General features: G+C 61.4%; 14 protein-coding genes. 13 read left to right on the top strand and 1 reads right to left on the bottom strand.

Annotation, left to right across the window (positions count from 1 at the left end; translation table 11 throughout):
* Positions 1–67 precede the first annotated feature (67 nt).
* The 13 genes from rpsB (at position 68) to lpxB (ending at position 13,722) form a co-directional block, all read left to right on the top strand.
* On the top strand, positions 68–865 hold the full coding sequence (rpsB, locus tag NKH98_RS16615) for a 30S ribosomal protein S2 (protein ID WP_031211288.1): 798 nt from the start codon (positions 68–70) through the stop codon (positions 863–865).
* A gap of 119 nt (positions 866–984) precedes the next feature.
* Positions 985–1,908 carry a translation elongation factor Ts gene (tsf, locus tag NKH98_RS16620; protein WP_352471655.1) on the top strand — a complete coding sequence of 308 codons (924 nt, stop codon included), beginning with the start codon at positions 985–987 and terminating at the stop codon, positions 1,906–1,908.
* A 410-nt stretch (positions 1,909–2,318) separates the two neighbouring features.
* Entirely contained in the window at positions 2,319–3,041 is a 723-nt protein-coding gene (gene pyrH, locus NKH98_RS16625) for a UMP kinase (RefSeq protein WP_023674934.1), read from the top strand.
* A gap of 96 nt (positions 3,042–3,137) precedes the next feature.
* Complete coding sequence (gene frr, locus NKH98_RS16630) at positions 3,138–3,692, top strand: ribosome recycling factor (RefSeq protein WP_084640965.1); 555 nt, start codon at positions 3,138–3,140, stop codon at positions 3,690–3,692.
* A gap of 32 nt (positions 3,693–3,724) precedes the next feature.
* Complete coding sequence (locus tag NKH98_RS16635; protein ID WP_352899867.1) at positions 3,725–4,447, top strand: isoprenyl transferase; 723 nt, start codon at positions 3,725–3,727, stop codon at positions 4,445–4,447.
* A 3-nt stretch (positions 4,448–4,450) separates the two neighbouring features.
* Complete coding sequence (locus NKH98_RS16640; RefSeq protein ID WP_352899868.1) at positions 4,451–5,284, top strand: phosphatidate cytidylyltransferase; 834 nt, start codon at positions 4,451–4,453, stop codon at positions 5,282–5,284.
* Between the two features lie 104 nt (positions 5,285–5,388).
* On the top strand, positions 5,389–6,531 hold the full coding sequence (gene rseP / locus NKH98_RS16645) for an RIP metalloprotease RseP (protein WP_352899869.1): 1,143 nt from the start codon (positions 5,389–5,391) through the stop codon (positions 6,529–6,531).
* 217 nt (positions 6,532–6,748) lie between these two features.
* Positions 6,749–9,100, top strand: coding sequence for an outer membrane protein assembly factor BamA (gene bamA, locus NKH98_RS16650; RefSeq protein ID WP_352478917.1), 2,352 nt, complete (start codon positions 6,749–6,751; stop codon positions 9,098–9,100).
* Positions 9,101–9,279: 179 nt separating this feature from the next.
* Positions 9,280–10,338, top strand: coding sequence for a UDP-3-O-(3-hydroxymyristoyl)glucosamine N-acyltransferase (lpxD, locus tag NKH98_RS16655; RefSeq protein ID WP_352899870.1), 1,059 nt, complete (start codon positions 9,280–9,282; stop codon positions 10,336–10,338).
* The gene (fabZ, locus tag NKH98_RS16660; protein WP_023674942.1) at positions 10,331–10,795 is read left to right on the top strand and encodes a 3-hydroxyacyl-ACP dehydratase FabZ; all 465 of its coding nucleotides are present in this window, start codon (positions 10,331–10,333) and stop codon (positions 10,793–10,795) included. Before lpxD ends, fabZ begins: the two co-directional genes overlap by 8 nt.
* A 13-nt stretch (positions 10,796–10,808) precedes the next feature.
* Complete coding sequence (gene lpxA, locus NKH98_RS16665; protein WP_352899872.1) at positions 10,809–11,642, top strand: acyl-ACP--UDP-N-acetylglucosamine O-acyltransferase; 834 nt, start codon at positions 10,809–10,811, stop codon at positions 11,640–11,642.
* 6 nt (positions 11,643–11,648) lie between these two features.
* A complete protein-coding gene (locus NKH98_RS16670) occupies positions 11,649–12,551 on the top strand; it encodes an LpxI family protein (protein ID WP_502894266.1) in 903 nt (300 codons plus the stop codon).
* The gene (gene lpxB, locus NKH98_RS16675) at positions 12,541–13,722 is read left to right on the top strand and encodes a lipid-A-disaccharide synthase (protein ID WP_352899873.1); all 1,182 of its coding nucleotides are present in this window, start codon (positions 12,541–12,543) and stop codon (positions 13,720–13,722) included. The genes NKH98_RS16670 and lpxB overlap by 11 nt, the downstream gene beginning before the upstream one ends.
* 59 nt (positions 13,723–13,781) lie before the next feature.
* Here the strand turns inward: lpxB and gltA are convergent, their stop codons facing one another.
* Positions 13,782–15,110, bottom strand: coding sequence for a citrate synthase (gene gltA, locus NKH98_RS16680; RefSeq protein ID WP_254817305.1), 1,329 nt, complete (start codon positions 15,108–15,110; stop codon positions 13,782–13,784).
* Between the last annotated feature and the right edge of the window lie 9 nt (positions 15,111–15,119).

Consider the following 15,119-nt stretch of genomic DNA (forward strand, 5'->3'; position numbering starts at 1 on the left):
GGTGGCGTTTGAGGACAAAGTCCAAAAATGCCTGTGTCCGTGGAGGCTAACCGGAAAGGAAATAAGAATGGCTCTGCCTGATTTCAGCATGCGCCAGCTATTGGAAGCTGGCATTCACTTCGGCCACCAGACCCACCGCTGGAACCCGAAAATGGCGCCCTATATCTACGGCGCCCGCAACAACATCCATATCATCGACCTCTCGCAGACGGTGCCTTTGCTGCACCAGGCGCTGAAGCAGGTTTCCGACACGGTTGCCAAGGGCGGCCGCGTGCTGTTCGTCGGCACCAAGCGCCAGGCCTCCGACATCGTCGCCGATGCCGCGCAGCGCTCGGCCCAGTACTATGTCAACTCGCGCTGGCTCGGCGGCATGCTGACCAACTGGAAGACGATCTCGAATTCCATCCAGCGCCTGCGCAAGCTCGACGAGATGCTGGCCGGCGAGGCTCAGGGCCTGACCAAGAAGGAGCGCCTCAACCTCGACCGCGAGCGTGAAAAGCTCGACAAGGCGCTGGGCGGCATCAAGGATATGGGTTCGACGCCCGATTTGATGTTCGTGATCGACACCAACAAGGAAGCGATCGCCATTCTCGAGGCCAAGCGTCTCGGCATCCCGGTCGTTGCCATCATCGATTCCAACTGCGACCCGGACAAGATCGACTTCCCGATCCCCGGCAATGACGACGCGGCCCGCGCCATCCAGCTGTATTGCGATCTGATCGCCAAGGCAGCTATCGACGGCATCGCCCGTCAGCAGGGCGCGCTCGGTGTCGATATCGGCGCGTCGGTCGAGGCTCCGGTCGAGCCGGCGCTCGATCAGACCCCGGCCGCCGAGAGCCCGGCAGCCCAGACCCCGGAAGCATAGTAGCGAAGGCCGGCTGCGGCCTTCATCTTTCCAATATGTTGGCGCGGTAAGCGCTACCGGCATCAGGCGCATCATCGAAAATCGATGGTGCGTCAGTGCATTTAGACAAAGAGGCGACAATGAGCATTTCGGCTGCACAGGTCAAAGAACTCCGCGACTTGACCGGCGCGGGCATGATGGACTGCAAGGCGGCGTTGAACGAGACCAACGGCAACATGGAAGAAGCCATCGACTGGCTGCGCAAGAAGGGTATCTCCAAGGCCGACAAGAAGGCTGGCCGTACCGCTGCCGAAGGCCTGATCGGCGTCGATTCGGGCGTCCGCGAGGCAGCGATCGTCGAGGTCAATTCCGAGACGGACTTCGTTGCCCGCAATGCTGCGTTCCAGGAGATCGTCGCCAACGTCGCGAAGGTCGCGCTTGCCTATGGCGGCAAGACCGAGGCCGTTGCCGCTGCTCCCTATCCGGGCTCGGGCAAGTCGGTCGCCGAGACCATCAAGGACGCTGTCGGCACCATCGGCGAGAATCTGGGCTTCCGCCGTTCGGCCAAGCTCACCGTCGAGCACGGCGCTGTCGCAACCTACGTTCACAATGCGGTCGCCGACGGCCTTGGCAAGCTCGGCGTGCTGGTGGCCATCGAGACGACAGGCAACGCGCATGCCGCGAACGCCTTCGCCCGTCAGGTTGCCATGCATGTCGCTGCCACCAATCCGATGGCCTTGACCACCGAAGAGCTCGATCCGGCCGCGGTGGAGCGCGAGAAGGCGATCTTCGCCGACCAGGCACGCCAGTCCGGCAAGCCGGAAGCGATTATCGAGAAGATGGTCGAGGGCCGTTTGCGCAAGTTCTACGAAGAGGTCGTGCTGCTCAAGCAGGCTTTCGTGCTCAATCCCGACATCACCGTCGAGAAGGCGCTGAAGGATGCCGAAAGCGAGATCGGCGCGCCAGCCAAAATCGCTGCATATCTGCGCTTCGCGCTCGGTGAGGGCATCGAGAAGGAAGAGACCGATTTCGCGGCGGAAGTCGCGGCAGCGGTCAAGAAGTAAACTATTCGTTTAAAAGGCTTTTTCGGCCGGGTGTCCGCGAGGATGCCCGGCCGATTTCTTGCGCGGTGTAGGATCAACTCAAAGACGATCTCGGCGCGCTCGATTTCGACATTGCGCAGGACGTTCGGGCACGGCTCGATGCGGTGAGCCGGTCATTCACCCCCTTTTTCGTATTCGTTCTTCGGCTCGGAAATACAGGGTGGCCTTACCGGAGGTCAGACAGTCGGTGACAAGCCGGCTGGCTACCTGCCGAACCTGTTCATGCAAGGTGCTTTTGCCGTGTAAGCTGAAGCTGGAAGAGAGTTTTCCGGCTCGGGCGCCGCGTGACATCGTGGCGCCCTTCGTGTATCGGAACGCCCAGTGTTTCGGGGCGCGCCGAAACGCGTCACACGCACGATGACGAGGACCAGATGACGGTGAAGCCCCTCTACCGACGTGTTTTGCTGAAAGCATCGGGCGAAGCGTTGATGGGCGAGCAGCATTTCGGCATCGACGTATCGGTGGTCGACCGCATCGCCGCCGACATCGCCGAGGCCCGGGCATTGGGCATCGAAGTCGGTGTCGTCATAGGCGGCGGCAACATCTTCCGGGGCGTCGCGGTTGCCTCGAAGGGCGGAGACCGCGTCACCGGCGACCATATGGGCATGCTTGCCACCGTCATCAATTCGCTGGCGCTGCGCACCTCGCTCAACAAGATCGGCGTCGACGCCGTTGTGCTGTCGGCGATCGCCATGCCCGAGCTTTGCGAAAGTTTTTCGCAGCGTCAGGCGACCGCCTACATGAACCAGGGCAAGGTCGTCATCTTCGCCGGCGGCACCGGCAATCCGTTCTTCACCACCGATTCGGCTGCGGCCCTTCGAGCCGCCGAGATCGGAGCCGATGCTCTGTTCAAAGGCACCCAGGTCGATGGTGTCTATTCGGCTGATCCCAAGAAGGACCCGCACGCGACACGTTTCGAGCGGATCAGCCATGACGAAGTCATCAAACGCGGGCTTTCGATCATGGATACGGCGGCGATTGCACTTGCGCGCGAAAACAACATTCCGATAATCGTCTATTCGATCCACGAGAAGGGTGGTTTCGGCGATATCCTGAGGGGCGGCGGCCGTTGCACGGTCGTCGCAGATGATTGACCGGACCATGAACCCGAAAGGGATTGGTTGCGGATGAGGCTCGAACAGGGCTTACCCTAAGCAGTGAACCCGGGTTAACGGGTCGAGGAGACGATGATGAGTGGCGAATACGACGATCTCAAACGGCGCATGGACGGGGCGATCGCCGCGTTCAAGCATGATCTGGCTTCGCTGCGCACCGGCCGCGCGTCGAGCAACCTGCTCGATGCCGTCCAGGTGCAGGCCTATGGCACCACCATGCCGATCAACCAGGTGGCAACAGTGTCGGTTCCGGAACCGCGCATGATTTCAGTTTCGGTGTGGGACAAGTCGATGGTCAGCGCGGTCGACCGTGCCATCCGTGAAGCCAATCTCGGGTTCAATCCTATCGTCGACGGTACCAATCTCAGGATTCCGCTGCCCGAGCTCAACGAACAGCGCCGCAAGGAGCTGGTCAAGATCTCGCACGGTTATGCCGAGAATGCCCGCGTCGCCGCACGACACGTTCGCCGGGACGGCATGGACTTTCTGAAAAAGGCGGAAAAGGACGGCGACATCAGTGAGGACGACCATCGCAAACGGGCCGACCAGGTTCAGAAACTGACCGACGAGACAATCAGCACCATCGACCACCTGCTTTCCGACAAGGAAGCGGAAATTATGCAGGTCTAGGGTCTGGCCACGGCTGGCCCGGAAGTGAGAACATGGCAACGCCCGCGCATGTCGCGATCATCATGGACGGAAACGGACGCTGGGCCAAGGCGCGCGGCTTGCCTCGGCTAGCTGGTCACCGCGCCGGCGTCGAGGCGCTGCGCCAGACAGTGCGCGCCGCCCCAGGCCTCGGCATCTCCTTCCTGACCGTCTACGCTTTTTCGTCGGAAAACTGGTCACGACCGAAATCTGAAGTCAGCGACCTCATGGGCCTGCTGAAGCTTTTCATCCGACGTGACCTCGCCGAGCTGCACCAGAGTGGGGTGCGGATCAGGGTCATCGGTGACAGGGCAGGGCTGCAGCCCGACATAAGGGGCCTGCTTGAGGAAGCCGAAACGCTCACTCTCCGCAACGAAGCGCTGACGCTGGTCATTGCCTTCAATTACGGCGGGCGCGACGAGATCGTGCGCACCGCGCGCAAGCTCGCCACAGCGGCGGCGCGCGGTGAGATCGACAGCGAGGCGATCACGGCCGAGTCCTTTGCCAGCTCGCTCGATACAGAGGGCATTCCGGATCCGGAACTGGTCATCCGCACCAGCGGCGAGCTTCGGTTGTCGAATTTCCTGTTATGGCAGGCTGCCTATAGTGAACTCGTTTTTCTGCCTTGCTACTGGCCCGACTTCAGTCGCGAGCACCTGTCCGATGCACTGCGCGATTTCGCCGGCCGCGAGCGCCGCTTCGGCGGACTTGCCGCCCAAGATGTCGCCTCAGGCTGAGGAATGAGCAACCTCCAGCTCCGGGTCATTTCGGCCGTCGTGCTTGCCATCGTCACGCTTGGCCTGACCTGGCTCGGCGGACTGCCCTTCCGGTTGCTTTGCGCTGCCATGGCGGCGGTGATCTTCTACGAGTGGACGCGGATGAGCCGCCCCGTTACCCCGGCAGGTGCTGGTGCTATGGCAGGTCTCGGCTTTCTGCCCGAGGCGCTGATCGTGGTCTTTATTGGTGCCCTCGTCGCCGGCCTGCCTGCGTCTTTGCTGCTGCCGCTCGTCGCGGCTCTGGTTGCTGTCACTGCCATCGCGGCGTCGATGCGCAAGGCAGGACCGTGGGAAGCAGCCGGCCTTGCCTATGCGGCCGTGTCGGGCTTCTCGCTGGCCTTCTTGCGTGATGGCGACCATTCAGGGCTGCTGGCCATTCTGTTCCTATTCGCCGTGGTTTGGGCGACCGATATTTTTGCTTATTTCGTCGGCCGCTCCGTCGGTGGCCCAAGGCTGGCGCCGTCGATCTCGCCGGGCAAGACGCGGAGCGGGGCGCTCGGTGGGGTGGTCGGCGGCGTAGTGGCCGGTCTGCTTCTGGCCGCAGTAGCCGGAACGGGCAACCTCGCCGTGCTTGGCGTGGTCGCACTGGTGCTTTCGATCGTCGCGCAAGCCGGCGACCTGTTCGAATCATGGGTCAAGCGACGCCACGGCCGTAAAGATTCCGGCACGCTGATACCCGGCCATGGCGGCATCATGGATCGGGTCGATGGGCTTGTCGCGGCGGCTTTCGCCCTATACGTCATCGGCTGGATTTCCGCGACCGCCGACCATCCGGCACAGGGGCTGTTTCCGGTTTGAACGGCATCGTCGGTGGGCCGGCGCGAGGCTGCGTCATGGATTCGCCTGGATTGATGTCACAGTCGCGGCGTGATCTGCGCCGTGGATGAATTTGAGGGCATGAATTGAACGAGATTCTTCACGCGGTTTTCAGCACGGACGGCCTTGTCCTCGGCACGCTGGTGCCTTTCCTGTTCGTGCTGACCGTGGTCGTGTTCGTCCACGAAATGGGCCATTACCTCGTCGGCCGCTGGTGCGGTATCGGCGCAAAAGCCTTTTCGATCGGTTTCGGCCCTGAGATCATCGGCTTCAACGACAGCCGCGGCACCCGCTGGAAGCTTTGCGCCATACCGCTCGGCGGCTACGTCAAGTTCGTCGGCGATATGAACGCGACGTCGAGCCAGCCCAGCTCGGAGGAGGTCGAGGCGCTGAGCGACGACGAACGCAAGGTTGCCTTCCACACGCAGCCGATCTGGAAGCGGGCGGCGACCGTCGTGGCGGGGCCGCTGTTCAACTTCCTGCTGACGATCGCCGTCTTTGCCGTGCTGTTTTCAATATATGGCCGGCCGGTATACGAGCCGATGGTGGCTGAAGTCACCGCAGGCAGTCCGGCAGCGGCGGCCGGCATCATGCCCGGTGACCGATTCGTCAGCGTCGACGGCAGCAAGGTCGAGACCTTTGCCGACGTCCAGCGTCTGGTTTCGGGCCGCGCCGGCGACAGCATCACCTTCGTTATGTTACGCGGCGGCAAGGAAATCACCGTCACGGCGACGCCGCGCTTGATGGAACAACAAGACGCATTGGGCAACAAAGCCCAGGTGGCCGTGATCGGCGTCGTCAACAACAAGGAACTCGGCCAGCCGCGGCTGATCACCTACAGCCCGGCCGGGGCAGTCGGGGCGGCCGTCCAGGAAACCGGACACGTCATCCAGCGCACCGGCCAGTTCCTGCAGCGTTTCGTTGTTGGCCGCGAGGACAAGTGCCAGCTGGGCGGGCCCATCAAGATCGCCAAGATGTCGGGCCAGGCGGCAAAGCTCGGCTTCGAATTGCTCGTCCAGCTTGTTGCATATCTGTCAGTCGGGATAGGAATTCTCAATCTTCTGCCGATTCCCCCCCTCGACGGAGGGCATCTTCTGTTCTACGGCGTGGAAGCTGTCATCCGACGGCCAGTGTCCGAACGGATGATGGAAATGGCTTATCGGAGCGGCCTCATCCTGGTGCTCGGCTTCATGGGCTTTGTTTTCTGGAACGATCTGTTTGGGTGCTGAAATCATGAAGAAATTTGGCTTCAGCGCGACCAATGTTGAGACGCCGTTTACCATGCGTGGGGATATGCGTGACGCGAAAGCCACGCCACAGGGTTAAGTAAATACAAATTAACCAGAAGCCTTGCGTGTAGGGAAAATCCGGTTAATACGGTAGGGGAAATTACCGCACGTCCGGTTTTCTCGCCGTGGGGACTTCGAGAAAAGGTACAAAAGCCCGATGAAGGCAGCATCCAAGTTTCTGAGCGCCGCGTCCGCGGTGGCTATGTCCGCTGCTCTGGTTGTACCAGGCGCGCTCGCAGTGCAGTTCGTTGCCACATCGGCCGCCGAGGCGGCTGTCGTCTCCAGAGTCGAAGTCACCGGCAATCAGCGTGTCGACGCGGACACCATCCGCAATTACGTGACAATCAAGCCCGGCAAGGCGTTTTCCAGCTCCGACATCGACGATGCGGTCAAGGCGCTGTTTGGCACCGGGCTGTTTTCGGACGTGCAGATCAACCAGGTCGGATCGACGCTGGTCATCAAGGTTTCCGAATACCAGGTCGTCAACCAGGTGCTGTTCCAGGGCAACAAGAAGCTCAAGGACAACGCGCTTGCAGCCGCGGTGCAATTGAAGCCGCGCGGCACCTTCTCGCAACAACAGCTCGACGCCGATGTCGAGGCGGTCAAGGCCGCATACCGGCGTATCGGCCGCGACGATGCCGCCGTGACCACCCAGATCATGGATCTCGGCGACAACCGGGTAAACGTGGTCTTCAACATCAACGAAGGCGGCCGCACCCAGATTGCGGCGATCAATTTCGTCGGCAACAGCGCCTATTCGAGCCGCCGTCTGTCGGACATCATCTCCACCAAGCGCTCGTCCTTCCTGTCGTTCGTGCTGCGCGACGATGTTTATGACGAGGACAAGCTGCGCGCCGACCAGGAGCTGCTGCGCCGCTTCTATTATAATCACGGCTATGCCGACTTCCAGGTCGTCTCGGCTGTCGGCGAACTCGACGACACAACCAACAAATACACCGTTACCATCACGGTGCAGGAGGGCGAGCGGTATACGTTCGGGGACGTCAGCGTCGAAAGCACGATCCCCGAGGTCGACAGCAAGTCGCTTGAATCGGTGGTCGAGACCCACAAGGGCGATGTCTATAACGCCAAGGATGTCGAGGACACGATCATCGCGCTGACCGAAAAGGTCGCCGGTTCTGGTTATGCCTTTGCCCAGGTGACGCCGCGCGGTGACCGCAACTTCGAAAACCACACCATCTCTGTCGTTTATACGATCGACCAGGGCACCAAGGCCTATATCGAGCGCATCGAGATCCGCGGCAACGATCGGACGCGCGACTACGTCATTCGCCGCGAGTTCGATGTCAGCGAAGGCGACGCTTTCAATCAGGTTCTCATCCAGCGCGCGAAGAGGCGGCTGGAAGCACTCGATTATTTTGAGAAAGTCGAGATTTCCACCGTTCCGGGCTCTGAGCCTGATCAAGTCGTGCTGGTGGTCGACGTGGTCGAGAAATCGACCGGTGAGTTCTCGGTCGGTGCCGGTTATTCGACTGGTGGCGAGACGGCTGGTCCGTCCGTCGAAGGTTCAATCAGTGAGCGGAACTTCCTCGGCCGCGGCCAATTCATCAAGGTGGCGGCTGGCGGCGGCAAGAACTCGCGCGATTACAGCTTCTCGTTTACCGAACCGTACTTCCTTGGTCGCCGTATCGCTGCCGGATTCGACATCTACAAGCAGACTCGAAACTATGACCATTACGATAGCGACACGACGGGCGCGACAGTGCGCTTCGGCCTGCCGATTACCGACAACATCTCGACTCAGCTCGCGTATAATATCGCTCAGGAGAAGTATGAGTTCGACGAGAACTGCGACCCTGCCACCTGCGATGTCTCCCAGGCGATTATAAACGGTGTCGAAGAGAGTCCGTGGCTCAAATCGTCGGTTAGTCTCGGCCTAGTTTACAATACCATTGACGACATGAAGAATCCCCATGAAGGCATTTTTGCCAACGTCGGCACGGAAGTGGCTGGCGTGGGCGGCGACGCCAAGTTCATCAAGGTGACAGCGCGCGGCAGCATTTATCAGACGTTGTCCGAACAATTGGATCTGGTAGGCCTCATTTCTGGCGGTGCCGGCCATGTCCAGGGATATGGCAGCGGCGACCTGCGTGTCTTCGACCATTTCCAGAGCAGCGATCGAATGATCCGCGGTTTCGAATATGGCGGCATCGGTCCGGTTGCCTCGGACAACAGCAATGACCATCTCGGCGGCACCACTTACTTCAATGCCTCGGCGGAAGCGCAGTTCCCGCTGCCGGTCATCCCGGAAAGCTTCGGTTTGCGCGGCGCGGTATTCGCCGATGCGGCAACGCTCTACGGCAGCAAGATTGCCTCCAACCTCGTCAATCAGTCGACGACCGGCATGGAATGGCGCGCTTCTGTCGGCGTCGGTCTGATGTGGGCATCGCCTTTCGGCCCGATCCGCATCGACTATGCGATCCCGGTCAAGAAGGAAAAGACCGACGACGTGCAGGAATTCAACTTCGGCATATCGACCCGCTTCTAATGTGCGGGTAACGATGCTTCCGGCTCGTTTGGATCCGGATGTCAGTGATCCGACACTACAGCGCAGTGCGTCCTATCGGACGCTCAAAGAACGTTGTAGCAATTTGATTTGCGCATGATCCTTTCCGAGGATCGATTTCCGATTTCGGGGTCATGCGCTAGCTGGATATTGCTTCTGGAATGACCGATCCGGTGTTCTTCGCGCCCTCACGCCGGTATACGGCCGGCGAAGTCGCGAATCTGACCGGCTCGATGCTTGTCGATTCCGCTCTCTCCGATGTTTCGATCGACGCTCTGGCTCCCGCCAACGAAGGCGGCGAGAACGCCCTTGTCTTCGTCGATGGCAGGCGCAATTTCGCCCTGATGCAGTCACTGCGGGCGGCAGCGGTTCTCTGCCCTGCCGAATTTGCCGCCAAGGCGCCAGCGGGCATCGCGGTTCTGGTGCATCCGCGCCCGCAGCAGGCTTTCGCAATGGTCGGGCGCCTGCTTTTCCCGGCGGCTGCGACGCCTGGACCGATGACCGGCGAAACCGGTATCTCGCCGCACGCCCATATCGATGCGACCGCCCATGTCGAGCCCGGTGCGATCATCGAAGCGGGCGCGGTCATCGGACCGCGCGCTGCCATCGGCAGCGGAACCGTCATTGCCCCTCATGCGGTTATCGGTCCTTCCTCGCAGATTGGCCGCGACGGCTATGTCGGTCCAGGTGCCAGCGTGCAATATGCATTGATCGGCAATCGCGTTATCATTCATGGCGGCGCCAGGATCGGCCAGGATGGCTTCGGCTTTGTGGCCGGGGCAAAGGGTCCTGAGCGGGTTCCGCAGATCGGCCGCGTCATCATCCAGGACGACGTCGAGATCGGGTCGAATACGACCGTCGATCGCGGCGCCATGTCCGACACGATCATCGGCCAGGGCACCAAGATCGACAATCTGGTGCAGATCGCGCACAACGTTCGCATCGGCCGCAATTGCATAATAGCCGGGCTTTCGGGTATTTCCGGTTCAGTGACGATAGGCGACAACGTCACCATGGGTGGCGGCGTCGGCCTTGCGGATCATTTGACCATCGGGCCCGGCGCCAAGCTTGCGGCAAGAAGCGGGTTTATGAGCAATGTGCCTGCCGGTGAGATTTGGGGAGGATATCCGGCGCAGCCGATGGCGGAAGCCATGCGCGAGATAGCGGCCTTGCGCAGACTTGCACGGACGCGCAGACAGGGTGAGGGGGGAAATGGCTGACATCGCAGCGGCGACGCTCGAAGCGGTTGACATAATGCGGCTGATGAAGCTCCTGCCGCACCGCTATCCGTTCTTGATGATCGACCGTATCGTCGACATAGATGGCGACGAATCCGCAATCGGCATCAAGAACGTCACCATAAACGAGCCGCATTTCCAAGGTCATTTCCCTGACCAGCCGGTCATGCCCGGCGTGCTGATCATCGAGGCGATGGCGCAGACGGCCGGCGCCATCTGCATCCGCAGCCTTGGTACGGAAAAGCCGTCGCTGGTTTATTTCCTGACCATCGACAATGCCAAGTTCCGCAAGCCGGTCGTTCCAGGCGACCAGTTGAAAATTCATGTAAAGAAAATCAAGAAACGCGGCAATCTTCTCAAATTCGCTTGCGAGGCCCTCGTCGATGGCGCCAAGGCGGCGGAAGCCGAGATCTCGGCGATGATGGTCGCAAGCGGCTGACAAACGAATCCTAATGAAAATCCAGACAGTCATCCATCCATCGTCGGTCGTCGAGGCAGGCGCCCAAATCGGCGAAGGCGCCCGCATCGGGCCCTTCTGTCACGTCGGCCCCGAGGCCGTGATCGGCGACCGCGTCGAACTGGTCAGCCATGTCTCGGTGATTGGCGCGACCACCATCGGTGCATCGACCAAGGTCTATCCGATGGCGATACTGGGCGGACCGCCGCAGAACACCAAGCACAAGGGCGGCCGTACCACGCTGGTGATCGGCGAGAACTGCACGATCCGCGAAGGCGTCACCATGCATGTCGGCACCGATTCCAGCCGCGGCGAGACGACGATCGGCGACAACGGCAATTTCCTTGCCTATGCCCACATTGCCCATGACTGCGTGGTCGGCAAGAACGCCACCTTCGCCAATCAAGCGACGTTAGGCGGGCATTGCGAAGTCGGTGATAATGTCTACATCGGCGGCCTTACCGCGGTTCATCAGTTTGTCCGCATCGGCGATAACGCCTTTCTCGGCGGCTGCTCGGCGATCGTCGGCGACGTCATTCCCTACGCCATCGCCGTTGGCAACCGTGCCAGCCTTCGCGGCCTCAACATCATTGGGCTGAAGCGCGCCGGCCTGCCACGTTCGGAGATCCATTTGCTGCGCAAAGCCTATAAGGCGATCTTCGATCGCTCCCGGACCGTCGGCGAAAACATCGAATTCGCCAAGGCGGAGTTCGCCTCGTCGCCGACTGCCATGAAGATCGTCGATTTCATCGCCGGTCGCGGCAAGCGGCACTATGCCGTGCCGTCGCTCAAGGGTGGCGACGGCGACGATGCCGATGATGAAGACTGAGAGCAGATGACGAAGATTGAGGCTGCCGGAAAGGGCCTTGATCTCGCGCCAGATGCCAAGGTCGGTATCATCGCCGGCGGCGGCAGCCTCCCGGTCGAAGTTGCCCGAGCGCTCGCCCGGCAAGGCAAATTGCCCTTCGTCGTGATGGCGGCGGGCGAGGTCGACCGCATAGCCGATTTCGAGCCCTATGAGCAGGCAACCTTGAGGCTGGAAGACGTCGGCTCGCTGCTGCCGATCCTCAAGCGGCATCACGTTACGCATCTCGTAACCGCGGGTCATATCACGCGCCGCCCCAGGCTGAGCGCCATGCGCCTCAATTTGGGCCTGCTCGCCTGGCTGCCCAGCCTCTTCGTCGGTGTAACCCGGGGAGACGATACGGTGCTGAAATTGTTCGTGCGCAGGATCGAGCGCAGCGGCATCAAAGTCGTCGGCGCTCACGAGATCGTGCCGGAGCTGGTCGCCGCCGAAGGCCTGCTGACCAAGGCGGCGCCACGCAAATCCGACTGGCGCGACATCGAGGCGGCGCACGCGGCGGCAAAAGCCATCGGCGCGCTGGATATCGGCCAAGCGGCTGTTGCGGTCGGCGGCCGCGCCATTGCGCTGGAAGGCGTCGAAGGGACTGACGGGCTGCTCGAGCGGACAAGGGAGTTGCGCGGGCACGGCAGGCTGGCTGGCAGGACGCGCGGTGTCCTGGTCAAATGCGCCAAGCCCGGTCAGGAACTGCGTGCCGATCTGCCCTCCATTGGCCCGCTGACCGTCGAGGCGGCGCATGCCGCCGGACTGGCCGGCATTGCCGTAGAAGCCGGCCGCTCGCTGGTGCTCGAAGGTCCCGCCACCATCGGGCGTGCCAATGCGCTCGGCCTGTTCGTGATCGGGCTGCCTGCTGCGGAGCCGGCGCATGGCGAATGAGCGGCCGTTGAAGATAGCCGTCGTCGCCGGCGAGGAATCCGGCGACCTGCTTGGCGCCGACCTTGTGCAGGCGTTAAAACGCATGACCGGGCGCGCCGTTCGGCTTGTCGGCATCGGCGGCCGCCATTTGCAGGCACTCGGCCTGGCGCCATTGTTCGACGGCAGCGAGATCGCGCTGATGGGGCTTAGCGCTATCCTGCGCGACCTGCCGCGCCTGATGCGGCGGATCGGCCAGACGGCAAACGCGATTGCCGGAGAAAAGCCCGATTGCCTTATCACCATCGACAGTCCGGATTTCTCGCTGCGCGTCGCCAAAAAGGTGCGTGCCGCCGATCCGACTATCCCGATCGTCCACTATGTCTGCCCGAGCGTGTGGGCTTGGCGGCCGGGCAGGGCGGCGGCGATGAAACCGTATGTCGATCACATTCTTTGCATCCTGCCGTTCGAGGTGAAGGAACTCGCTCGCCTGGGCGGGCCGCCCGGCACCTATGTCGGGCATCGCCTTGCACACGATCCGGGCATAGTCAGTGCCGCCAGGGCGCAGGCGCAGCCGCGTGACCTGTCCGCAGATCACGTCAAAACGTTGCTCGTATTGCCCGGTTCGCGTCGCGGCGAGGTGCGACGCCTGGTCGGGCCGTTCGGCGAGACGGTGTCGATCCTGCGGGCGCGGGGGCACCGCTTGCGCCTGCTGTTGCCGACGGTCCCGCACGTCGCCGACCTGGTCAGGACGTCGGTTGCGAGCTGGGACGAGAAGCCGGAGATCATCCTTGATGCCGAACGCAAATGGCAGGCCTTCGGCAAGGCCGATGCGGCGCTGATCGCGTCGGGGACGGTATCGCTGGAACTTGCACTGGCAAGTGTGCCGATGATCTCCTGCTACCGGCTCGATCCGGTCATGCGCATGGCGCAGCCGCTGATCAAAGTATGGAGCGCAGCCTTGCCCAATCTCATTGCCGACCGGCCGGTTGTGCCGGAACACTACAATCAATATGTGCGGCCGCATTATCTGGCGCGGCAACTGGAAGCGCTGTTCTCCGATACCGCCTACCGCACCTGGCAGAAGCACGGTTTTGCCGACATTGCCGGGCGTATGGCAACCGCCAAGCCGTCAGGCGAGATTGCTGCGGGGGTGGTGACGGGGATGGTGAGGAAGTGGGTGAATAGTGAATAGTGAGTAGGAAATGGTGCTGGCGGTAACGGCCAAGCTGCTTCAGCTACTACTCGCTATCTTCACCGCTTCGCGATCGGGACGTAATCCCGTTCCGGCGCGCCAGTATAGAGCTGGCGCGGGCGACCGATCTTCTGGTGCGGATCCTCGATCATCTCCTTCCACTGCGCGATCCAGCCGACGGTGCGGGCGACCGCGAACAGTACGGTGAACATGGTGGTGGGGAAGCCCAGCGCCTTAAGGGTGATGCCGGAATAAAAATCGACGTTGGGGTAGAGCTTCTTCTCGATGAAATAGGAATCGGTCAGCGCGATCTTCTCCAGCTCCATGGCGATGTCGAGCAGCGGATCGTCCTTGATGCCGAGCTCGCCCAGGACTTCGTGCGCGGTCTTCTGCATGATCTTGGCGCGCGGATCGTAGTTCTTGTAAACGCGGTGGCCAAAGCCCATCAATCGGAACGGATCGTTCTTATCCTTGGCGCGCGCAATGAATTCCGGGATGTGATCGACATGGCCGATCTCGCCCAGCATGTTCAGGGCTGCCTCGTTGGCGCCGCCATGTGCAGGACCCCACAGGCAGGCGATGCCGGCAGCGATACAGGCAAAGGGATTGGCGCCCGACGAGCCGGCCAGGCGGACGGTCGAAGTCGAGGCGTTCTGTTCGTGATCGGCGTGCAGGATGAAGATGCGCTCCATCGCGCGCGCCAGCACCGGATTGATCTTGTATTCCTCGCAAGGCACGGCGAAGCACATATGCAGGAAGTTGGCTGCGAAATTCAGCTCGTTCTTCGGATAGATGAACGGCTGGCCGATGTGGTATTTGTACGCCATCGCCGCGATTGTCGGCATCTTGGCGATCAGCCGCATTGAGGCGACCATGCGTTGATAAGGATCCGAGATGTCGGTGGAATCGTGATAGAAGGCCGACAGTGCGCCGACCACGCCGCACATCACCGCCATCGGATGCGCATCACGGCGGAAGCCGGTGAAAAAGCGCGACATCTGCTCATGCACCATGGTGTGGCGCGTCACCCGGTAGTCGAAATCGTCCTTCTGCGCCTTGGTCGGCAGTTCACCATAGAGGAGGAGATAGCAGACTTCGAGGAAGTCGCCGTGCTCGGCCAGTTGGTCGATCGGGTAGCCGCGGTGCAAAAGAATGCCGGCATCGCCATCGATGAAGGTGATTTCCGATTCGCAGCTCGCCGTCGACGTAAAGCCGGGATCGTAGGTAAAGACGCCGGCGGTGTTGTAGAGCGAACCGATGTCGATGACGTCAGGTCCTACCGAACCACTTCGGATCTTGAATTCATGGGTTTTGCCGCCGAGCTCCAGCTTTGCCGTCGATGCCTGGGTTTTGCCGCCAAATTCCATTTTCGTCGCAGGTTCGGTCATAGCAAACTC

The sequence above is a fragment of the Mesorhizobium sp. M0833 genome (assembly GCF_040319905.1).
Lineage (GTDB): Bacteria > Pseudomonadota > Alphaproteobacteria > Rhizobiales > Rhizobiaceae > Mesorhizobium.

Bases quoted from the DNA above. Each gene is read 5' to 3' on its own strand.
- lpxD (WP_352899870.1), top strand. From the start codon at position 9,280: ATGACCGATCCGGTGTTCTTCGCGCCCTCACGCCGGTATACGGCCGGC.
- NKH98_RS16640 (WP_352899868.1), top strand. From the start codon at position 4,451: ATGAGCAACCTCCAGCTCCGGGTCATTTCGGCCGTCGTGCTTGCCATC.
- bamA (WP_352478917.1), top strand. From the start codon at position 6,749: ATGAAGGCAGCATCCAAGTTTCTGAGCGCCGCGTCCGCGGTGGCTATG.
- fabZ (WP_023674942.1), top strand. From the start codon at position 10,331: ATGGCTGACATCGCAGCGGCGACGCTCGAAGCGGTTGACATAATGCGG.
- NKH98_RS16635 (WP_352899867.1), top strand. From the start codon at position 3,725: ATGGCAACGCCCGCGCATGTCGCGATCATCATGGACGGAAACGGACGC.
- lpxB (WP_352899873.1), top strand. From the start codon at position 12,541: ATGGCGAATGAGCGGCCGTTGAAGATAGCCGTCGTCGCCGGCGAGGAA.
- lpxA (WP_352899872.1), top strand. From the start codon at position 10,809: ATGAAAATCCAGACAGTCATCCATCCATCGTCGGTCGTCGAGGCAGGC.
- rpsB (WP_031211288.1), top strand. From the start codon at position 68: ATGGCTCTGCCTGATTTCAGCATGCGCCAGCTATTGGAAGCTGGCATT.
- frr (WP_084640965.1), top strand. From the start codon at position 3,138: ATGAGTGGCGAATACGACGATCTCAAACGGCGCATGGACGGGGCGATC.
- gltA (WP_254817305.1), bottom strand. From the start codon at position 15,110: ATGACCGAACCTGCGACGAAAATGGAATTTGGCGGCAAAACCCAGGCA.
- tsf (WP_352471655.1), top strand. From the start codon at position 985: ATGAGCATTTCGGCTGCACAGGTCAAAGAACTCCGCGACTTGACCGGC.
- pyrH (WP_023674934.1), top strand. From the start codon at position 2,319: ATGACGGTGAAGCCCCTCTACCGACGTGTTTTGCTGAAAGCATCGGGC.
- NKH98_RS16670 (WP_502894266.1), top strand. From the start codon at position 11,649: ATGACGAAGATTGAGGCTGCCGGAAAGGGCCTTGATCTCGCGCCAGAT.